Source organism: Halomonas caseinilytica (genome assembly GCF_001662285.1).
Taxonomy (GTDB): Bacteria; Pseudomonadota; Gammaproteobacteria; order Pseudomonadales; family Halomonadaceae; genus Halomonas; species Halomonas caseinilytica.
Window position 1 is genome coordinate 230,042 of the sequence record NZ_BDEO01000007.1, and the last position, 21,636, is coordinate 251,677.

Here is a 21,636-nt window from a genome sequence, read left to right on the forward strand (position 1 = left end):
TATCTCCTCGCGATTCGGCGACCGGGGTAGGGGGTCGCCGACAAGACGTCGGCCCGGGTAGGGGCCTCCGTGACAGGGAAGCAGAAAATACACCAGCCGGGGGATTCCCTCCAGTACCGACGGCCCCCGCGTCAGCCTTCCGCGGCTACCGACATCGCCTTGTCGCCGCGCTTGATCAGCGCATAGCCCAGCCCGGTGACCAGCGAACCGGCCACGATGGCCAGCAGGTAGGGCAATACCGGGGTGATGGCATTGGGAATCATCAGCACGAAGATGCCGCCATGAGGCGCCATCAGCTTGGCACCGAAGAGCATCGCCAGCGCGCCGGTCAGGGCTCCTCCGACCATGCTGGCGGGAATCACCCTCAGCGGGTCCTTGGCGGCGAAGGGTATGGCGCCTTCGGTGATGAAGCACAGGCCGAGCACGAAAGATGCCTTGCCGGCCTCTCGCTCCGGCTCGGAAAATTTGCCGCCGGCAACGAAGCTGGCGATGCCCATGCCGATGGCCGGCACCATGCCGGCGGCCATGATCGCCGCCATCGGCGCATAGCTCTCCGAGGCCAGAAGCCCCACGCCGAAGGTATAGGATGCCTTGTTGACCGGCCCGCCCAGGTCGAAGCACATCATGGCGCCGAGCAAGGCACCCAGCAGCACCGCATTGGCCGAGCCCATGTCCTCGAGAAAGGCCGTCAGGGCGGCAAGAATGGCAGCTACCGGCTCGCCCACCACATAGATCATCACCAGACCGGTGACCAAGCTGGCCAGCAGCGGGATGATCAGGATCGGCTTGAGCGACTCGACGCTGGCCGGCAGCTTGATGTACCGGGTCACCGCCCAGGCCGTGTAGCCGGCCAGGAAACCCGCCAGGATGCCGCCGATGAAGCCGGCACCGATGCTGGATGCCAGCATGCCCCCGATCATCCCCGGCGCAATGCCAGGCCGGTCGGCGATGGAATAGGCGATATAGCCGGCCAGTACCGGAATCATCAGCGCGAAGGCCGTCTCCCCGCCGATCTGCATCAGGGCGGCGGGCAACGTGCCCTCTTCCTTGAAGGCCTCGATGCCGAACACGAACGACAGGGCGATCAGCAGACCGCCGGCTACCACCATCGGCAGCATGAAGGAGACGCCGGTCAGCAGGTGCTTGTAGACGCCCTTCTCCTTGATGCTCTTCTTGGCGTCGCCGCCGCTGGAAGCCGTTCCCTCGCGTTCCACCTCGGCATCCACCAGGGCCGCCTCGATGGTCGGCCGCGGCTTCTTGAGCGCATTGCCGGTCGAGGTGCGATAGGTCCGCTTGCCGGCAAAACGCGTGGGATCCACCTCGATGTCGCAGGCCAGGATCACCACCTCGGCGGCGGCGATCTCATCGGCGGTAAGGGCATCCTGAGCCCCTACCGAGCCCTGGGTTTCCACCCGGATCTCGTGCCCCATCGAGCGTCCCGCCTCAGCGAGTGCCTCGGCCGCCATGAAGGTATGCGCCACGCCCGTCGGGCAGGCGGTCACGGCGACGATGCGCTGCCCCCCGGCCTCACTCGCTGGCGTCTCGTCCGCCTCCTCCTCGGGCGCGAAGACGTCGGCATCACGCTCGGCGCGCGCCAGGAAGGTCTCGGGATCAGGCAATGCCTGGTCGATCGATCCCTGGAAGACACGCTTGCCGGCAAAGCGCGCAGCGTCGGGGATTCGATCGGCCGCCACCACGACCAGCTCGGCGGCTTCCAGGGTCGCTTCGTCGACCGGCGTGACGGCTCGCGCCTCGCCGTGCGCCTCGACCGTCACCTTCCAGCCCAGGCGTTCGGCGGCGCTCTGAAGGCGACGCGCGGCAAGGTAGGTCGTGGCCATGCCACTCGGGCAGGCGGTGATCAGGATCACATTCATGCAAGCGCTCCCTCTGCGGCATCGCCGGCGTCCAGGCGATACACGCGAGTCTGTCGTTGGAGTTCGGAAAAATCATCGGCACCCGGGCGTCCCACGCCGATATGCCGCACGGCTTCGGCAGACAGGGCCGTGGCCAGGCGCAGCGCATCCTCGGACGATGTTTCCTCGAGCACACCGTGCAACAACGCCGCGACCAAGGTGTCGCCGGCCCCCACGGTATTGACCGCTTCCACTCGAGGCGGCCTGGCCTCCCAGGCACCACGACGGCCAAGCCACAGCACCCCTTCGGCACCGGCGGAAACCACCGCCTCCTCGACGCCGGCATCGCGCAGCCGGCGTGCCGCCGCGCGCCGCCCCGCGTCATCCAGCGCCGCTTGGCCGGCCCAGGCGGCAAGTTCATGTTCATTGGGCTTGACCGCCGTGGCCCCTGCCACGATGGCGGCATCGAGCGCCGGGCCACTGGTATCCACCCATACCGGCAAGCCCGCTGCACGCCCTCGGGCCACCAGCTCGCCGAGCCGATCAGGCGTCACGCCGGGCGGCAGGCTGCCGGCGATCACGACCGCCCCGGGGCAATGGCGCGATGCCGCGAGCCGCCGCTCCAGCTCGTCGATCAACCGCTGCCAGGCATTGGCGTCGATGGTCACGCCAGGACCATTGATATCGGTGACACGTCCGTCGTCCTCGGCCAGCTTGACGTTGGTGCGGGTCTCGCCGGGTACGCGCAGACAGGCATCCTCGATGCCCAGGGTCTCGAAGGTACGGCGGAAGGCACCGTCGTTGTCGGCACCGAGAAAGCCCGACACGGCCACCTCGTGTCCCAGCGCCACCAGCACCCTGGCCACGTTGACGCCCTTGCCGGCGGCCTCCAGATGCGTCGCGCGGGTTCGGTTGACGCGACCGGGCGACAGGCGTTCGAGGTCGACCGACAGGTCGAGTGCTGGATTGAGGCTCAAGACCAGAACCGCTGCCATCATGCCTCCTCCAGGGCGTCACGCACCTCGTCGGCGGTCGCCCGGGATAGCGCTCGCCGCGCTTGCTCCTGGGCACTCGCCAGGTCGAACTCGCGCAATCGCGCCTTGACCATCGGCACCTGGCGGGCACTCACCGATAGCTCGTCAACCCCGAGTCCCACCAGCACCGGCACCGCCATGGCATCCGAGGCCAGTTCCCCGCAGACCCCGACCCACTTGCCTTGGGCATGGGCGGCCTCGACGGTCATCTGGATCAGCCTGAGCACGGCCGGATGCAAGCCGTCGGCCTGGGCAGAAAGCTCGGGATGGCCACGGTCGATGGCCAGGGCGTACTGGGTCAGGTCATTGGTACCCACCGAGAAGAAATCCGCCTCCACAGCCAGGCTGGCCGCCAGCAAGGCGCTGGAGGGCACTTCGATCATCACGCCCAGTTGCACATCGGTGGCACGCTCGTCGCCCGGAATGTCGGCGAGCAGTCGATCGAGCATTCCCCGGGCCGTACGCAGCTCGGCCACATCCTTGACCATCGGCAGCATGATGCGCAACGGCCTGCCGACGGCCGCCCTCAGCAGGGCTTCCAGCTGCGTGGCCAGGACGTCGGGGCGCGTCAGCGCCAGGCGAATGCCGCGCAGGCCGAGGAAGGGGTTGTCTTCCTGGGGCACCGGCCAGTACGGCAAGGGCTTGTCGCCCCCCACGTCCAGCGTGCGCGCCACCAGAGGACGCCCATCCAGCGCATCCAGCGCCTCGCGGTACTCCGCCATCTGGGTCTCGAGATCCGGTGCCTCGGCGTGGGCCATGAACAGGAACTCGGTCCGCAGCAGGCCGACGCCTTCGGCGCCTCGCGACACTGCATCGGCGGCATGGGCCGTATTGCCCAGGTTGGCCGCCACCTCGACACGATGCCCATCGCGGGTGGTGGCCGGCGCGAAACGGGCTTCCCAAGCCTCGTGCTCGCGGCGTTCGCGATCGGCCAGCTGCCGCTCGGCACGCTGACGACGCGCCTCGCCCGGCGCGGGCACGATCCGGCCCCGCTCGCCATCGAGAATCAGGGGGGTCTCGTTTTCCAGTGACAGGATTCGCTCGCCGGCGCCCACCACGGCGGGAATGCCCAGGGCCCGAGCGAGGATGGCGCTGTGGGCCGTGGCACCGCCCCTGGCGGTCAACAGGCCGCGCACGCGCTCGGTGTCGAGGCGCGCCACGTCCGAGGGGCCGATATCGTCCATCACCAGGATATAGGGATGTGCCGGCGGCTCGGGCAAGGCCACGTCGCAAAGTCTCCCCAGCACGCGCCGCCCCACGTCGCGCAGGTCGGCGGCCCGCTCGGCGAGCAGCCGGTCGGCCAGCATCTCCTGGGCCCGAGCGGCTGCGTCGATGGCATCCCACCAGGCAGCCTCGGCGGAATACCCTTCCTGGATGCCTTCACGGGCAGCCTGCAGCAATTCCGGGTCGTCGAGCATTTCCTCATGCATGGAGAGAATCTCGGCGACCTCTCCGCCCCGCGCGCTGCGCGCCAGTGCCGCGAGCTGCTCGCCACCCTCGCGGACCGCCGCTTCGAGTCGCTGCGTCTCGGCGGCGGGATCATCGGCACGCTGTGGGTAATCGAAGCGCGGCATGCGCATCACGAAAACAGGCGCAATGGCCAGGCCCGGCGAGGCGGCCACCGCCTGATAAGCGGTGTCTTCCGGCAAGGGCTGAGGCGCGCCTTCCTCGTCGGTCGTCGCAGCCGCCGGCACGGATTCGTGGCTGTCGTCGAAGGGTTCCACGGCTTCGCCAAGCCCGTCGACGACGGCCTCACCGATGGTAGACAGCGCCTGTTCGGCGCCCTCACCCTCGGCGGAAAACACCAGCCACTGGCCGCGGCGTGCGCCGAGCCCGATGACCTTGGTCAGGCTGGTGGCCGACACCGGCTCGGCACCGCCTTCCGCCAACCGAACCCGGATCGGCACGGCCTGCTCCCGTGCCACCTGAACGAGCTGCTTGGCCGGACGCGCATGCAGGCCATGGGCGTTGAGCACCCGCACGCGCTGGGTATGCGCCACAGCCCCTTCACCCGCCAGTCGGGCCAGCACCGTCTCGGCATCACCATGCCGCAGCGTCTCGATGCCACCCTCTTCCAGCAAGGCGGCAAGTCGCTCCAGCAGTCCCAGGTGAGCGTCATCGCGCGCCGCCAGACAGAACACGCCATTCACGCTCTCGCCTTGCACCTCGAAGGGCGTGGCGGGAGTCGCCAACGACAAGGCCGGCACCGAGACATTGCGCTCGGCCATGGCCAGCCAGGTTCCCTGGCCCAGACGTCGCGGAGCCATCCCCGCCATCTCGGCGATGAAGCCATCTTCGACGCAGCCGGCCTGGCGCAACCGAGCCGCTCCCGCCAGCGCCAGTTCCCGGATGTCGCGGGCGGGCACCCCCAGGCACAGGGTTTCGGTGTCGAGCCGTGCCTTGGCGGGAACTCGCGACAACAGTGTCACCACCTCTTCGGCATCATCGGCACGGGCCAGACGATCGGCGACATCGTCGCGGTCCAGCACGTGCGTCAACTGGCGCAGAATGTCCAGATGCTCGTCGTTCTGGGCGGCGATGGTCACCAGCACATGCACCCGCTGACCGTCATGCCATTCAATCCCCTGAGGGAACTGCAGCACCCTGACGCCGGTGCGCAGCACATGGGCACGACTCTCGGGCGTGCCATGGGGAATCGCGATGGCATTGCCTAGATAGGTGGAAGATTGCATCTCCCGGGAAAGCAGTCCCTCCCGGTATGCCGGTTCGGTCAGTCCCGCCCCAGCAAGGGATTCGGCGGCCAGGTCCAGGGCCGAACGCCAGTCCTCGGCCCGGCAGCCGAGCAGAATGTCGCTCTCGCGTAGCGTCAGCATGCGTCTCTCCTGTTCGATGGTGACGCGACAGGGATAGCTTTTATGCTGAATCGTGTCACCTTGATGATATCAATGCTGGATCGATTCATACTGTATGGCAAGCTAAAACGTCTACGACTTTGGCAGAAACCAAGCGCGGCATCGTCGACATCACCGCCTCACTTGCATCGGATGGACCCATGACGCTCGCTGAAATCGCCCGACTGGCCGGGGTTTCTCGTACCACCGCCAGCTATGTCATCAACGGCAAGGCCCGGGAACGCCGCATCAGTCAGGACACTGTCGACCGTGTCATGGCCGTGGTGGGTCGCTACCACTACCGGGTCGATGCCCAGGCCGCCGCCTTGCGTCGCGGCTCCAGCCGGCTGCTCGGACTGATCGTTCCTGACCTGGAAAACGCCAGCTACGCGCGCCTGGCCAAGTTGCTGGAACAAGGCGCCCGACAACGCGGCTATCACCTGCTGATCGCCGGCTCGGATGACGACATGGCCGGTGAACGCGAACTGGCCCTGGCACTGAGGGCCCAGGGATGCGATGCGCTGATCACCGCCAGTTGCCTGCCGATGGAGGCGCCCTTCTACCGGGATCTGATGGAAAGCGGATTACCGGTGGTGGCCATGGACAGAGGCCTGGATCCGGCGCATTTCACCAGCGTGGTCAGCAATGACCGGGATGCCGCCGAGCGGCTCACTCTCGCGGCGCTGGACGCTCCGGTAGAGCGCGTTGCCTGGTTCGATGCGGTACCCGAGCTCTCGATCAGCCGCGAACGCCGCGCTGGCTTTCAGGACGCCCTGGCCCGGCACGATGTGGCGGCCAGCCTGCACAGCGCGAAACGTTACGATCGCGCCGCCGGCGCCGAGCTGATGCGCGAACTGCTCGATCGTCATGGACTGCCCGACGTGCTCATCACCGCGTCCTACACGCTGCTGGATGGTGTCTTCGACGTCCTGCTTGCAGAGGGCCGGCTGCCCGATGATCTTCGCCTGGCGACCTTCGGCGATAACCGACTGCTGGACTTTCTGCCCCTGGCGGTGGACTCGGCGGTCCAGGACCATGCCCGCATCGCCGCCACCACCCTGGCCTGCGCCGAGTCGGCGGCCAGCGGCGACTACCGCCCCGGCCATCATGTCATCAGCCGGACCCTGCATCGACGCACCGCATCCCCGAGCCGGCGGCGAGGAGCCCGCGCCTGACGCGCCAGCCACCCGACCCGTGATTCATCATCGCGGCAGCAAGTCGTCGAACGCTTGCAGGGTGCGCGCCAGAAGCGTCTCCAGGTGCCGTACTTCGGCTTCCGCGTTATCCAGGGCGGCATCCTTGCCGGCACGTTCCAGGCGCAAGGCCGCTTCGGCGACCTTCACCGCTCCCAGACTGGCAGACTCCCCCTTGAGTTGATGGGCCTGTTGTCGCATCGCCTCGCCATCGCGGCGCGTCACGGCGTCCCGCAATGCCGCCAGATGCTCACGGGACTGATCACGGTAGCGCGCCACCAGGGCCGCCAGATCATCATCGCCGAGGCTTTCCTTCAGAGCACCGATGACCTCCTCATCCAGCCACTGCTCCGCCCCCGGCGAAACGCTCGTTGTCTCCACCTCATCCGTGCCCCGATGAAGATGGCGGCGCAACATCGCCTGCAGGGCATCCTGGAACAACGGCTTGACCAGATAGCCATTCATTCCAGCGGCCAGACATCGGGCCTGGTCGCCACCGGGGCCGCCGGCCGTCATGGCGACGATCGGCACCTCCGCCATCCAGCCACCACGCTCGCGAATCTGGCGCGTCACCTCCAGGCCATCCATGTCGGGCATCTGGACATCCATGAAGACGAGATCGAAACGCTCCGTCTCGAGACGCTCCAGCGCCTCGTGGCCGGAACTGGCCAGGCCGACACGACACCCCAGCTTGTTCAACATGGCGGTGGCCACCTGTTGATTGACGGGGTTGTCCTCCACGACCAGCAACCTGGCACCACTCAAAAGGTCGTCATCCTCTCGGCGGGCACCACTCTCCGGAAGGGCCGTATCCTCGGCGCCCACCACCAGCGGCAAGCGAACCCAGCAGCGACTGCCGACATGCAACTGACTTTCCATGCCGATACGTCCGCCCATGGCCTCCGTCAACCGCTTGCAGATCGCCAGCCCCAGCCCCGTGCCGCCGAAGCGCCGGGCAGTGGAGGGATCGCCCTGCTGAAAGGGCTCGAACAGCTTCGACTGGCGCTGCTCATCGATACCGCAACCCGAATCGATGACATCGATGCCCAGCTCGCCCTCGTCGGTGACGAACGCCTCCACGCGCACCTCGCCTTGCGCGGTGAACTTGATGGCATTCGACAGCAGGTTCAACAGGATCTGGCGCAGGCGACCGGGATCGCTGACGACATGCGTCGGCAAGGCAGGATCGATCCATGCCACCAGCCGAACCCCCTGGGCTTCGGCACGGGGCGCGAAGAGCGACAGCGCCCCATTCACCAGTTCGGCAAGCGACAACGAGCGGGTTTCCAGGTCCAGCCGCCCCGCCTCGATCTTGGAGAAATCCAGGATGTCGTTGATCAGCTCGAGCAGACGTTGAGCACTGTCGTGGATGGTGTCGGCATAGTGTCGGGCGCCCTCCGGCAAGCGATGCTCCACCAGCAATTCGCTCATGCCGATCACGCCATTGAGGGGGGTGCGGATCTCGTGGCTGACGGTGGCGAGAAATTCCGACTTGGCCTGGCTGGCCGATTCGGCCCGGCGCGCCGTGACCTCCAGCTCGTCGCTGAGCGCTTCCAGGGCACGACGAGCGGCGGCATTGTCGCGGGATTCGCGAATCAGGAAGGTCACCACCATCATCGCCGACACGCTCATCGCCAGAATCAACACCAGCAGTAGGCCATACAGCCATTTCAGGCGCCCGCGCTCGCGGGTCGAGGCCTCTGCCAGATGGCCATTGATGGTCACGATCAAGCGTTCGGTAGGTTCGCTCAGGGCCACCAGTTGACGGCTCATCCTGGCGCGTGTCGCGGCATCCAGGGTATCGGCCTCGCTCAGGATGGCATCGAGCGCTTCGAGATGTTGCTCGATCTTGCCGGACAATTGCTCGGCCAGCGGAATGGCCGCGATGAGATCGGCGATCTCGCCGCCCTTCAGCAGCGTGAGTCGGCTATAGAGGAGCTCGAAGCGCAGCCGGACATCCTCGAGCGCGCCCTCGCCGGGTTCCTGCACCGCCAGGAAATTGCGCAGTTGCACGACATCGCGATCCAGCTTGTAGGCATGCCAGGTGGCATCCTCGCCCACGCGCCAGATCAGGCTGTCCTGTCGCCAGGCCACCAGCCCCACCACCAGCAAGGCGCCGGCAAACAGCACCAACGCGGAAATGGCGCCGAGCTTGAGACGCAGAGGGTATTGCTGCAGCACCGATTTCTCCCACGGGGATCAATACACGAAGATGTGATGCACCTGCCATACCGAGCGAAAGCGGATGGCTTCGGTCATGAGTTCGGGATGCTCCTCGAAGGGATACACCACGAACAAGGGCCCGAAGTTGCGGATCGTCATCGGCTCGCCATTACGACGCATGGCCAGGATGACGTCGTAGCGTTCGAAATCGCTGACCGGGATGTCGGCCTCGAAACCGTTCAAGGCCCTGACTCTCACTTCATCGCCGTTGGCCCCCACAGCCTCCAGCAGGGCCGAGAAGAGCGGGCCCTCGAAGCGGCCCGTGCCGGGTTGCCAGGGCGTTCTCGTGACGATGGTGCGAGATGGCAGGCGATCGAGCATGGCACGATCGAAGCGAGCTTCATCGCCGACATTGGGATGCTCGATATCGCCCCGGATCGTGAGGACCACCTCACCGCTTGGCGATGGCAAGGGCATTGCCTGGACGGCGGTACCCATGGTCGCCACCACCAGGCCAACGATCATCGCAAGCACAGACATGGGAGACATCTCGATTGCCGATCATGTCGACAAGCCTACGCGATTCACGTGCCACATGCAGTGACAGTCTCGTCACACAATGCCCCGGGACGCCCGCAGCGTCCGGGGCACGGCGGCCGGCCTGCGCACCGGTCAGCGCACGATCATCACCGACACCTTGCTGTGATGCACCACATGCTCAGCATTGGGACCGAGGACATAATCGGCAAACTTTCGCTTGGTGTGTGAGGCCATGACGATCAGATCGGCCTCGACTTTCTTGGATGCCTTGATGATCGCCTCCCAGGGCGAGCCCTCGACGATCACGCTCTGGACCTGAACATCCTCCGGCACATGGTCACGGATGAACGCATGCTGTGCATCGCTTACCGCCTTGCGCGCCTTGTCGGCGAATCCCGCGGGGAAGAACCCGCCGACCAAGGGCATCTGGACATCAGGCAGTACGGTGACCACATGCAGGGACGCACCGAAACTACGGCACAACGTCAGTGCCGTGGGCAGCGCCTTGGACCAGGAGGCCTCCTCGTTGAGGTCCACCGGCAACAGGATCTTGTTGTACATGGCTTACCTCCTCAGGCCGCTACCGGGTCGCGACCGCGATCCCGGCGCCGACGCTGCAGCAATACCACCAGGGCAAAGACCAGGAACGCCGGTATCCACATCCATTCCTTCGTCCAACGCTCTACGGGTGCCTGTACCTCGATGATCTCCTGATCGAAGTCGAAGCCGAGCTCCTTCGCCTGGCTACCGAAGGTCACCATGTCGACCACGGCTCGGTCACCCTCCGTGCGCAGCTCGAGTCCGAGGTTGGTCATCCGCTCCTCGCCACTGTCGCCATCCGGCACCGGCAGGGTCATGTAGGTCGTCAAAGGGTCGCCGTAGGGCCCCTCCCCCCGAATCTGCAAGCGCAAGGTGCTGTCCTCGTCGACATTGCCCAGCGCCTCGACGAATTGCGTCGGCGGGATAGAACGATAGGGGTCATGGATCATGTCCATCCAGAAACCGGGACGGAACAGCGTGAACGCCACCAGCAGCAGCAGGATCGACTCGTACCAGCGATTGCGGGTGATCATGAAGCCCTGAGTCGCCGCCGCGAAGATCAGCATCGCCACCGTCGCCACCACGAAGATCAACACGCCCTGAAGGGGCGAGACATCGATCAACAGCAGGTCGGTGTTGAAGATGAACAGGAAAGGCAGCGCAGCGGTACGCAGGCTGTAGTAGAAAGCCTGGAAGCCGGTGCGGATGGGGTCGCCCCCCGACACCGCCGCAGCGGCGAACGACGCCAGCCCCACCGGCGGTGTGACATCGGCCATGATGCCGAAGTAGAAGACGAACAGATGCACCGCGATCAGCGGCACCAGCAGGCCATTCTGCTCGCCGAGCGTCACGATCACCGGCGCCAGCAGGGCCGATACCACGATATAGTTGGCCGTGGTGGGAAGCCCCATGCCGAGGATCAAGCTGAGCACTGCGGTGAACAGCAGGATCAGCAGCAGGTTGCCCATCGACAGGATCTCGACCACATCGGCCAGCACCAGGCCCACGCCGGTCTGGGAGACGGCCCCGACGATGATACCGGCGGTAGCCGTCGCGATACCGATGCCGATCATGTTGCGAGCGCCGGTCACCAGGCCGTTCCACAGGTCCAGAAAGCCTTCGCGGATATCGGCACCGACATTGCTGCGATGGCGGAACAATGCTGTGATGGGACGCTGGGTCAGCATGATGAAGATCATGAAGACGGTGGCCCAGAAGGCCGACAGCCCCGGCGACAGACGCTCCACCATCAAGCACCAGATCAGCACGATCACCGGCAGGATGTACTGCAGGCCGACCATCACCGTGGGGCGTGTCTGCGGCAGCTTGTAGATCGGTTCGTTGGGGTCGTCGAGCTCAAGCTCGGGATAGCCCGAGGCCAGCTTGAGCAGGGCCACGTAGATCGCCGCCAAGGCCAGGGCCACGACCCAGGGCGTGGCATCCCCGAGCACCGGCTTGAGCCATCCCAGCCCGTAATAGACCACCAGCGCAGTCACCATCATCAGCAACAGGCCACCGAGGAAGCCGATCACCTTGCGCGCCAGCGGCTTGGCCGGATTGCTGCTCTCCAGCCCCTGCATGTTCGCCTTGAGCGCCTCGAGGTGCACGATGTAGATCAGGGCGATATAGGAGATCAACGCCGGCAGGAAAGCGTGCTTGATGACCTCGACATAGGAAATGCCCACATACTCGACCATCAGGAAGGCCGCCGCCCCCATCACGGGAGGCATGATCTGGCCATTGACCGACGAGGACACCTCGACGGCGCCGGCTTTCTCCGCGGAAAACCCGACCCGCCTCATCATCGGGATAGTGAAGGTACCGGTCGTCACGGTATTGGCGATCGACGACCCGGATATCAGGCCGGTCATGCCGGACGCCACCACAGCGGCCTTGGCCGGGCCACCCTTGTAGTGCCCCAGCAGCGAGAAAGCCACCTTGATGAAATAGTTGCCGGCGCCGGCCTTATCCAGCAAGGCACCGAACAGCACGAACAGGAACACGAAACTCGTCGACACCCCCAGAGCGATGCCGAACACCCCCTGGCCGGTCAACCACTGGTGGTTGATCAAGCCATCGAGGCTCACGCCGCGGTGAGCCAGGATGCCGGGCATCCAGGGGCCCGCCAGGGAATAGATGATGAAGATGCTGGCAATGATCGTCAGCGGCGGCCCCAGGGCGCGTCGCGTGGCCTCGAGCAACAGCAGCAGACCGATCACCCCGACGATGACGTCCTGCAGGATCGGCGCCCCGGGTCGCTGGGACAGTTGATCGTAGAACACGAACGTATAGGCCGCGGCAGCCGCCGCCAGAATGGCCAGCCCCCAATCCATCAATGGAATACGGTTACGCGGCGAGCGCTTCAACGCCGGGTAAGCCATGTACGCCAGGAGCAAGGCAAAGGCCAGGTGAATCGAACGCGCCTCGGTGGCGTTGAAGACCCCGAAGCCCAGGATGAACGGCAGCGGAGAGGCGATCCACAGTTGAAAGAGCGACCATGCCGCAGCAATGCCCACCAGCAGCTTGCCCGGCATTCCCGCTGGCTTGCGGGCACCCGAGTCACTCGAGGCAACCATATCCTCGAGATCGACCTCGGCGCCTGGCCCTCTCTTGTTATCCTCAGTCATATGTATGTCCTGCTCTGAATCGGTTGACACTTCCCGTGCGTCGCCGGCGACCGACCGGCACCACCAACGTAAAGCGCGGCCCCTCGACAAGGGGCCGCGCATTCTTCCATGAGATACGCGATCTCATCCAGTCCCGATCACTCGATCCAGCCCTGCTCGCGATAGTAGCGCGCCGCCCCTTCGTGCAGCGGTGCAGACAGCCCTTCGGAAACCATGTCCTCGGGGTTGAGGTTGGCGAAGGCCGGGTGCAGTTGCTTGAAGCGATCGAAGTTGTCGAACACTGCCTTGACAGTCTGATAGACGACGTCGGGATCGGTGTCGGTGGAGGACACGAAGGTAGCCGCCACACCAAAGGTCTCGACGTCATCCGGATTGCCCTTGTACAGGCCGCCCGGAATGGTCGACATGGAATAATAGGGATACTCTTCGACCAGTCCCTGGATGGTCTCGTCATTGAGCGGGACCAGGCGGGAATCGACGGTGGTGGTGGCTTCCTGAATGGCCCCGTTGGGATGGCCGACCACATATGCCATGACATCGATGTTGTTGTCGGCGAGAGCGGAAGCCATCTCGGCGGCATCCAGCTCGGAAGCCAGGGAGAAGGTATCTTCGGTCCAGCCCTTGGCATCCATCACCACTTCCATGGTGTTGCGCTGCCCGGACCCCGGATTGCCGATGTTGACACGCTTGCCTTCCAGGTCGTCGAGGGTTTCGACGCCGGAATCGGCGCGGGCCAGCAGAGTCAGCGGCTCGCCATGGACACGGAACACCGCCCGCAGGTCTTCGTAGGCATCGCCCTCGAAGTTGCCGGTGCCATTGTAAGCCTGGTACTGAACGTCGGACTGGGCGACCCCCATGTTCAGCTCACCGCTGCGGATGCCATTGATGTTGGCCACCGAGCCGCCGGTGGAGGGAGCGTTGCACTTGATGTTGGCGTCTTCCAGCCGGTTCACCAAGCGACACACCGACTGACCGACCACATAATAGACACCGGTCTGACCACCGGTACCGATGGTGATGAACTGCTCTTCTTCCTGCGCCATGGCCGGCGATGCGAACATCGCAGCCCCGAGCAAGGCGCCGGAGAAAGTGGCGGCGGAGAAAACATGGCGTTTCATGGACACACCTCATTGTGACGTTATGGTCGAAGCGTTCGATCGGCGATCTCCTGTCGACGATCGTCGGCGGATTGACCGCCCCTTCCTACTTTAGCGGAAACTGCAGCAACATGGTGCGGCATCTTGGCTGTCTTTGCCGTGACAGTCTAGCCGGCCACAACGTTTAGCGTTCGTTAATTTTCATGTCTGACGGCCGACGGCGCAACAGCGTGTCTCGGCACGGCGGTTGCCGTCATGTCTCACTGATCCCAGACTGATAAAGCATAGCCCCGGACGAGGAGATCGACATGCAGGCTCCCGACCCGCTCATCGAATGCACACAAGGGGACATTGCGCGCCAGGACGACATGGAGGCGGTGGTCAACGCCGCCAACGCTGCCCTGCGCAGTGGCGGCGGCGTGGCAGGCGCCCTGCATCGCGCCGCCGGCCCGGCGCTCGCCGACGCCTGCCGCCCCTTGGCGCCTATCCAGCCCGGCCAGGCGGTGATCACCGAGGCCTTCGCGCTGCCCAACCGCTATGTCATCCACTGCCTGGGGCCGGTCTACGGCGTCGACGAACCCTCCGATACCCTGTTGGCCGACGCTTACCGCAACGCCCTTCACCTGGCCCAACAGTACGATATCGGGCGACTGGCCTTTCCGGCGCTGTCCACCGGCGCCTTCGGCTATCCGGCCTCCGAAGCGGCACGCATCGCCCTGTCCACGGTATTGGCCACCCTACCAGACTGCCCGGCCGTTCGGCGGGTTCGCTTCGTGCTGTTCGACAACGCCAGCCGCGCGTTGCACCAGCAGTGGCTCGACACCCTGGTCAGCAACTAGCGGCAAGCGGACACGCGCTTCGCAGCACAGGCCACGAAACCCGGGAATGGAGGCCAGGAGCGGAGCCGGGGCTAGACGTTATAGCCGAGCACCTCGGGCAACCACAGTGCGATGCCGGGGAAGATGGCCACCAGCGCCAGGGCGCTCGCCATGGCCACCACGAAGACCATCGCCCAGCCAACGGTCTGTTCCAGGCGTACGCGGGCCACCTCGGTAGTGACCATCAGATTGACCGCCACGGGCGGCGTGAACTGGCCAATGGCAATGTTCATCGCCAGCAGGATGCCGAACCACACCGGATTCCAGTCGAAATGCTGCATGACCGGTATCAGGATCGGCATCAGGATCAGATAGATCGAGATGGCATCGAGCAACATACCGGCCACCAGCACCGCCAGCATGATCAGCACCAGCAATAGCGTCCCGTTGTCGGAAAGACCGATCACCCACTCCGCCAGGTGCCGGAAGGTTCCCAGGGTGGTGCCGGCCCAGGCAAAGATGCCGGCCAGGGCAATGATCAGCATCACCACGCCGGAGATCACGGCGGCTTCGCCGAATAGCTCCCACAGGTCGCGCCAACCGAGTTCGCGGGTCAGCCAGAGCCCCACCACCACGCCATAGGTGACGGCCACCACCGCCGCCTCGGTGGGCGTGAACAGGCCACTGCGCAACCCGCCGAGGATCAGCACCGGTGCGAAAAGCGCCGGAATGGCCTGACGAAAGCTCTCGCCGAGCGGGGGACGCTCGGCGTCTTCCGGTGCCTCCCAGCGATAGCGGCGCGCCAGCCACCAGGCCGGCACCAACAGTGCCGCACCGGCCAGCATCCCCGGGAAGAGACCGGCAGCGAACAATGCCCGCAGATCCACCCCCGGCACCACGATGGAGTACAGGATCAGCGCCACCGAAGGCGGGATCAGGATCGCCGTGGATGCCGAGGCGGCGATCAGCGTCGCCGAAAAGGGGCGCGGGTAGCCGGCCCGCGTCATGCTGGGCAGCATCACCATGGCAACGGCCGCCGCATCGGCAGGCCCCGAGCCGCTCATGCCGCCCATGATCATGCACACCAGCACCGCCACCAGTGCCAGCCCGCCATGACGAGGGCCGATCAGCGCCTGGGCAAAGCGCACCAGTCGTGCCGCCACTCCCGCACGTTCGAAGATCAAGCCAGTGAGGATGAACAGCGGGATGGCGATCAAGGGATACTTGGCGACACTGTTGTAGGTATTGGTGCCCAGGGTCGCCAGCATCGAAGGAGACAACCCGGCGACGATGCCCACCGCTCCGGACAGGCCCAGCGAGAAAGCCACCGGCACCCCGGCGATCAGCAGGCCAGCGAAGGCCAGCAGCATCCAGAGGTCAGGACTCATCATCGAGCTCCCCACGCAGGCGGTCGAGGATCTGCTGGCACTGGCGCCACAGCATCAGTATGGCAAGCAGCGGCAGCCAGACCAGATACCACCACTGGGGCAGCCCGAGACCAGGCGAGCGAGTTTCCCACTGGTACTCCTGCCAGGCCAGCTTGGCACCAAACCAGACGATCAGCCCCAATACGACGAGGCCACAAAGGCCCTGGAAGAGGATCAAGACAGGACGCACGGCGTCCGGCAAGGCCCGCTCCAGCAGAACGATGCGAATATGGCGGTGGCGACGCAGCGCCACCGACGCACCGGCGAAGGTCAACAGCACCAGCAGGAAGACCGAAAATTCCTCTGTGAAGGCAAAGGAAGCATCGGTGACATAGCGCACCACCACGTTGGCCAGGCTGATCAGGCCGATGATCAGGATGGCCAGGGTCGCGAGCACACGCTCGAGTCTTGCGTCCGGACGTTTCATGACAGGTATTCTTGACGGATAAGGGAACGCCCGGTACCACGACCGGACGCATTCAAGGCATCACTCCGCGTCGATGTCGCGACGGGCCGCCTCCACGATGGCCTCGCCGATTCGCGGCACCCATTTTTCATGGACGCTCTCGGTGGCCTCGACGAAGGCCTGATGCTGTGCCTCGGAAAGCTCAGCGACTTTCACCCCGCGCTCGCGGATCGCCTCCAGCCGCGCCGCTTCTTCCTCGCGCGTCTTGGCGATCTCCCAGGCACCGGCCTCGACGGCCGTCTCGCGCAGCATCTCGCGCTGCGACTCGGAGAGCGAGCCCCACACCTGTCGGTTGGCGGCGAACACCAGCGGGTCGTTCATGTAGTTCCACAGGGTCAGGTGCGTCTGCCCCACCTGGTCGATGCGTGCCACATCGAACACCGACAGAGGGTTTTCCTGACCATCCACCGCACCGGTGGTCAGTGCCGGCTTGGCATCGGCCCAGCTCATCTGGGTCGGGTTGGCGCCCAGGGCAGAAAAGGTGTCCTGGAATAGTGGCGAGCCCACCACGCGAATCTTGAGGCCCTCGAGGTCGGCTGGCTCGTCGATGGCACCGCTGGAGTTGGAAAGCTGGCGGAAGCCGTTCTCCCCCCAGGCCAGCGGCACGACACCCTTGTCCTCGATGGCGGAGAAGATCATCTGCCCGGCCTCACCACCGGTCACCGCATCGACGGCTTCCTCATCAGGCAACAAAAAGGGCAACGAGAACAGGTTGAGCGCCGGCACCTGGGGCGACCAGTTGATGGTCGAGCCGACTGCCAGGTCGATCAAGCCGGAGCGCATGGCCGAGAATTCCTGAGTCTGGTCACCGCTGACCAGCTGGGCATTGGGATAGACGCGCAGCGTCAGCTCGCCGTCGGAGCGTTCTTCCACCAGCTCGGCCCATTTCTGCGCAGCCTGTCCCCACGGGAAGGCATCGGACAAGACGGTGGAAACGGAAAGCTCCCGGGCCTGGACGGTCAACGCCGACGTCAGGAGGGCGGCGCCGGCCAGGGTGGCGGCGAATCTTGCGAGGGGGCGGGTCGTTGGCATGGCGAGTCCTTGGTGTCCGCGTCGTGGTTATTGATTATCGGGAGACACGACGGAAACCCCGAGCCGTCCGTCCAGAGCATCGCCACGCTCCCTGGCCTGTCAGCAGCTCGTTGCATCGGCCGGGTCATCGGTCCTGCTCGATGCTCCCTGATCTCGGGGTTCTCCGTTGTTCACGGCCTTTCAATATGCATGCAAGACACGGCTCCCCACAAGGGGGCCCTCAAGCGGCGTCGGCATATTTCGATGAACACTTATGTACACAAAAATCGTTGATAAGGAATCCTCTAAAACTTATAACTGTATACAAGCACTGTCACACACCATCGCCTCGCTTGTTCACAAGCGATGAAAACAATAACAAGCTTCGACCGCGTCTCTCAGCCGCTCCGTGGCGCACCTTGCCACCGACAGTGCCGGATTGCCCGACGGCTGGGCGCCCGAGGCATCGGCCCACTCCAACGACAACAGCCGACAATGGAGAACCATGATGCTCAACAAGACCCGACTCGCCCTGGCCGCCGCCACGTCGCTATGCGTGGCCCAGAGCGCCAATGCGGCCCTTTTCAGCACCACCAAGGTGGAAGCCCTGTACGGCTGGAATTACGAGGACCAGGCAGGGGCCGGCTTTCCCATCGACAACGAGGAACACGCCATCCTGACACTGGCCAATGCCACGGGCTGGACCTACGGCGACAGCTTCTTCTTCGCCGATGTCACCAACCTCGATCACGGCAGCGAAGGCGAGAACGACTTTGGCAGCGTGCACGCAGAGTGGAACCTGCGCGGCAATATCGGCGAGCTTACCGGCCGCGATCTCTCCGCTGGACCAGTCAGCGATCTCTACGTCACCGGGCAGCTGGATATCGACCGTAACTCCTCGGTACGCAAGACCATCCACATGGCAGGGCTGTCCGCCGACCTGGAGATCCCGGGCTTCCAGTTCTTCAAGCTCTACGCCATGTATCGCAACGACGAGAGCAGTGCCGCCCGCGGCAGTTCCGAGCAGTACACGGCAGTCTGGAACCTGCCCTTCACACTGGGCGGTGCAGACTTCACCTTCGAGGGGTTCGTCGACTACATCACCGAGGAAGGCGACCTGGAAGCCCAGTTGCTGACCCAGCCACAACTGGTCTGGCATGCCACCGAGCATCTCGGCATCGGCATGGAGTACCAGCATTGGGAAAACAAGTTCGGCCTGGCGGACACCGACGAGTCCTTCCCGCAGGCCATGATCCGCTGGACCTTCTAGGCTCTGGGCGACACGTGCCGGCGCTCGTCGACCTTTCGTGCAAGGCCCGGCCTGCCTCGGAAAGCATCGGCGGGAGGCTTCATGGCGGCCCAGGGCCGCCATGGGGGCTCAGCGAGGCGGTTCCTTCACCTCACGCCCGGCACCGGGTCTGATATGCTGACGACTTCCTGCTAACCATCGACCAAGGAAGTCTCGTGCCGCTACGTGACCTGTCCATCGGCCTGGGTGTCATCGTCATCTGGGCGCTGAACATCATCGTCATCAAGGTCGGGGTGACCGACATGCCGCCCTTGCTGCTGACCACCCTGCGCTTTGCCCTGGTGGCCTTGCTGCTCGTGCCCTTCCACCCGGTCGCCCGCCACCAGCTCCCTTTTCTGGCCTTGCTGTCGTTGACCTTCGGCACGCTGCACTTCGCCCTGCTGTTCATCGGGCTCGGCCAGGCCGAAGCGGGTACCGGCGCCTTGCTGGTGCAGATGGGCACGCCCTTCGCCACCCTGCTGGCGGTGATCGTACTCAAGGAGCGCCTGGGACTGCGGCGCCTCATCGGCCTGATCCTCTCCTTCGGCGGCATGGTGGTACTGGCCGGCGGCCCGACACTGCCCGCTCCCCTGCCTACCGCCCTGCTGCTCACCAGCGCGCTCGGCTGGGCCATCTCTCAATTACTGATCAAGCGCGGCCCCAATGTGTCCCCCCTGGCCCTGGCCGGTTGGGTAGCGTTGTTCGCCATTCCCCAGGTCGCACTGGGCTCTTGGTGGTTCGAGCGGGATCAGTTGGCCGCCCTCGGCGCGGCCGGCTGGGTCGGTTGGGGAGCCGTCTTCTACACAGCAGTGATGTCCTCGATCGTCGCCTATGGCGCCTGGTATGGCCTGCTGCGTCGCCACCCCGTCAATCGTGTGGTGCCATTGACGCTGCTGGTCCCGGTGCTGGCCGTGGGGCTCGGCGTCTTGATACTTGGCGACACGCTGGGCCCCCACAAGCTGATCGGGGGCGGCCTGGTGATCGCCGGTATCGGCTTGATCGTGTTGCGCTTCAAGGGCGGAGCGCGTCGCCAAGCATCGTGACAGGCCCGACACGGGGTCGGGCCAGAGGCGGATCATTCTGTGAAGGGTGCGATATCCCCTCGCCCCTCGCGTACCACCCGGGGCGGGAGCTCGCGCAGATCGACGACACTGGTCGGCTCCAGGTGGCAGGCACCGCCATCGATGACCAGATCCAGGTGTGCACCGAAGCGCTCGCGGATTTCCTCGGCATCGGTCATCGGCAGTTCCTCGCCCACCGGAATCAGCGTCACGCTCATCAGGGGCTCGCCCAGCTCATCGAGCAACGCCCGGGGAATCGGATGGTCCGGCACCCGCACGCCGATGGAGCGTCGCTTGGGATGCAGCAACAGCCGAGGCACTTCACTGGTGGCCTGGAGGATGAAGGTATAGGCACCGGGCGTATGCGCCTTGAGCAGACGAAAGACGGCATTGTCCACCTTGGCGTAGGTACCGATTTCGGACAGATCCGAGCACACCAGGGTGAAGTTGTGCTTGTCGTCCAGGGAGCGCAACCACTTGATGCGCTCGATGGCCTTCTTGTCGCCGAGATGGCAGCCCAGGGCATAACCGGAGTCGGTAGGATAGGCGACCACACCGCCATCGCGGATGATACGGACCGCCTGATCAATGAGTCGCTTCTGGGGGGTTTCCGGATGAATCTGGAAGAACTGGCTCATGGGCGCTCCCTGTTCATTGGCATTGTCGAGGACATTCGCCGGCTCAGGCCGCCGGCACGGAGTGGCCGAATACGGCCGCAATACCTGGATGAGTCCAGACCGGCGCCACCGACGTTCGCGGTACCGGCGTCATGCTCCCCGGCGCCAGGTGGCCGCCGGGGAAATGAAAATCGCTGCCGAGCGAGGCCAGCAGGTCTCGCTCGGCCAGCTGGCGCGCCAGGTCACGCGTGACATCAGGGTTCTGGAAGCCACTGACCAGCTCCGCCGCCTGACCTCCAGCGGCATGGAAGTCGTCGAGCAGTTGTCCGCGCTTGCGACGAGTCAGGCCGTAGCGCAACGGGTGCGCCAGCGCCGCCACGCCACCGGCATCGAGCACCCAGGCCACCACCGTGGCGAGAGAAGGCCAGTGGGCCTTGATATCGCCAGCCTTGCCATTGCCCAGGTGGCGTCGAAAGGCGGTGGCCATGTCGGGCACCAGCTCCGCCGCCACTAAGGCCCGCGCGAAGTCCGGACGCCCCAGGGGACGATCCGAACCGGCCTCTTCCCGAGCGCGAGCGAGCGCATCCTCGAGGCCGACCCGCTCCATCCGCTCGGCGATCTGCATGGCGCGGCGTTCACGCGCCTCGGCCTGGCGCTCCAGCCCCGATGCCAGCTCGCCCTGGGCGCCCGACGGCAGCAACCCCACCACATGAATGTTGATGCCCCGCCACTGGCAGGACAGCTCGGTGGCAGGCAGCACCACCACACCGTGACGCTCGCCCGCAACCCGCGCCCGCTCGACACCAGCGACGGTGTCATGATCGGTCAGCGCCATGTGGGTCAAGCCACGCGCCGCGCACGCCTCGACGAGCGCCTCGGGCGACAGGGCACCATCGGAGGCGGTGGAGTGCATGTGAAGGTCGATGGCGAGCGCCTCGCCCTCGAAACGCTCGGGAAGTGCATTCATTGGCATGACGCCGGCAGGTGTCTTTGTCAGAATAACGTCCATGGTGCTCGCGCGACCCATGGGGGTCAATGCCGAGCCCTCT

General features: G+C 65.2%; 17 protein-coding genes. 4 read left to right on the forward strand and 13 right to left on the reverse strand.

Features of this window, described 5'->3' with window-relative positions; translation table 11 throughout:
* Positions 1-131 precede the first annotated feature (131 nt).
* The 3 genes from HSDC_RS08790 to ptsP are packed head-to-tail and all read right to left on the reverse strand — an operon-like array spanning position 132 to position 5,721.
* Positions 132-1,874 carry a PTS fructose-like transporter subunit IIB gene (locus HSDC_RS08790; RefSeq protein WP_064699555.1) on the reverse strand — a complete coding sequence of 581 codons (1,743 nt, stop codon included), beginning with the start codon at positions 1,872-1,874 and terminating at the stop codon, positions 132-134.
* Entirely contained in the window at positions 1,871-2,848 is a 978-nt protein-coding gene (gene pfkB / locus HSDC_RS08795) for a 1-phosphofructokinase (RefSeq protein ID WP_064699556.1), read from the reverse strand. The genes HSDC_RS08790 and pfkB overlap by 4 nt, the downstream gene beginning before the upstream one ends.
* On the reverse strand, positions 2,848-5,721 hold the full coding sequence (gene ptsP, locus HSDC_RS08800; protein ID WP_064699557.1) for a phosphoenolpyruvate--protein phosphotransferase: 2,874 nt from the start codon (positions 5,719-5,721) through the stop codon (positions 2,848-2,850). The genes pfkB and ptsP overlap by 1 nt, the downstream gene beginning before the upstream one ends.
* 179 nt (positions 5,722-5,900) lie before the next feature.
* Between ptsP and cra the strand changes: the two genes are divergently transcribed.
* Positions 5,901-6,914 carry a catabolite repressor/activator gene (cra, locus tag HSDC_RS08805; RefSeq protein ID WP_064699784.1) on the forward strand — a complete coding sequence of 338 codons (1,014 nt, stop codon included), beginning with the start codon at positions 5,901-5,903 and terminating at the stop codon, positions 6,912-6,914.
* 27 nt (positions 6,915-6,941) lie between these two features.
* Here the strand turns inward: cra and HSDC_RS08810 are convergent, their stop codons facing one another.
* The 5 genes from HSDC_RS08810 to HSDC_RS08830 form a co-directional block, all read right to left on the reverse strand.
* Positions 6,942-9,113, reverse strand: a complete 2,172-nt coding sequence (locus tag HSDC_RS08810; protein WP_064699558.1) for a response regulator — start codon at positions 9,111-9,113, stop codon at positions 6,942-6,944.
* 18 nt (positions 9,114-9,131) lie between these two features.
* Complete coding sequence (locus HSDC_RS08815) at positions 9,132-9,635, reverse strand: putative pterin-binding protein (RefSeq protein WP_342039353.1); 504 nt, start codon at positions 9,633-9,635, stop codon at positions 9,132-9,134.
* A gap of 132 nt (positions 9,636-9,767) precedes the next feature.
* Positions 9,768-10,196, reverse strand: a complete 429-nt coding sequence (locus tag HSDC_RS08820) for a universal stress protein (RefSeq protein ID WP_064699560.1) — start codon at positions 10,194-10,196, stop codon at positions 9,768-9,770.
* Positions 10,197-10,207: 11 nt separating this feature from the next.
* Positions 10,208-12,802: a TRAP transporter permease gene (locus tag HSDC_RS08825; RefSeq protein ID WP_064699561.1), complete on the reverse strand. Its 2,595-nt coding sequence runs from the start codon at positions 12,800-12,802 to the stop codon at positions 10,208-10,210.
* A gap of 137 nt (positions 12,803-12,939) precedes the next feature.
* Positions 12,940-13,920, reverse strand: coding sequence for a TAXI family TRAP transporter solute-binding subunit (locus HSDC_RS08830; RefSeq protein WP_064699562.1), 981 nt, complete (start codon positions 13,918-13,920; stop codon positions 12,940-12,942).
* Positions 13,921-14,207: 287 nt separating this feature from the next.
* Between HSDC_RS08830 and HSDC_RS08835 the strand changes: the two genes are divergently transcribed.
* Positions 14,208-14,738, forward strand: coding sequence for a macro domain-containing protein (locus tag HSDC_RS08835; RefSeq protein ID WP_137055249.1), 531 nt, complete (start codon positions 14,208-14,210; stop codon positions 14,736-14,738).
* Positions 14,739-14,809: 71 nt separating this feature from the next.
* On the opposite strand, the gene HSDC_RS08840 is transcribed toward HSDC_RS08835, so the two are convergent.
* Genes HSDC_RS08840 through HSDC_RS08850 form a run of 3 tightly spaced genes read right to left on the reverse strand, consistent with a single transcriptional unit; the run spans position 14,810 to position 17,642 of the window.
* A complete protein-coding gene (locus HSDC_RS08840; protein ID WP_064699564.1) occupies positions 14,810-16,105 on the reverse strand; it encodes a TRAP transporter large permease in 1,296 nt (431 codons plus the stop codon).
* Positions 16,095-16,571 (reverse strand): TRAP transporter small permease, encoded by a 477-nt coding sequence (locus tag HSDC_RS08845; RefSeq protein WP_064699565.1) that lies wholly within the window; start codon positions 16,569-16,571, stop codon positions 16,095-16,097. Before HSDC_RS08845 ends, HSDC_RS08840 begins: the two co-directional genes overlap by 11 nt.
* Positions 16,572-16,631: 60 nt before the next feature.
* Positions 16,632-17,642: a DctP family TRAP transporter solute-binding subunit gene (locus HSDC_RS08850; protein WP_064699566.1), complete on the reverse strand. Its 1,011-nt coding sequence runs from the start codon at positions 17,640-17,642 to the stop codon at positions 16,632-16,634.
* A gap of 484 nt (positions 17,643-18,126) precedes the next feature.
* Here HSDC_RS08850 and HSDC_RS08855 point away from each other — a divergent pair, with 484 nt between their 5' ends.
* Entirely contained in the window at positions 18,127-18,891 is a 765-nt protein-coding gene (locus HSDC_RS08855; RefSeq protein ID WP_082920004.1) for an outer membrane protein OmpK, read from the forward strand.
* Positions 18,892-19,085: 194 nt separating this feature from the next.
* Entirely contained in the window at positions 19,086-19,952 is an 867-nt protein-coding gene (locus HSDC_RS08860; RefSeq protein ID WP_064699568.1) for a DMT family transporter, read from the forward strand.
* 32 nt (positions 19,953-19,984) lie between these two features.
* Here the strand turns inward: HSDC_RS08860 and HSDC_RS08865 are convergent, their stop codons facing one another.
* Both HSDC_RS08865 and HSDC_RS08870 read right to left on the reverse strand, forming a co-directional pair.
* Entirely contained in the window at positions 19,985-20,608 is a 624-nt protein-coding gene (locus HSDC_RS08865) for an L-threonylcarbamoyladenylate synthase (protein ID WP_064699569.1), read from the reverse strand.
* Between the two features lie 43 nt (positions 20,609-20,651).
* Complete coding sequence (locus HSDC_RS08870) at positions 20,652-21,560, reverse strand: PHP domain-containing protein (protein WP_064699785.1); 909 nt, start codon at positions 21,558-21,560, stop codon at positions 20,652-20,654.
* Positions 21,561-21,636: the final 76 nt, after the last annotated feature.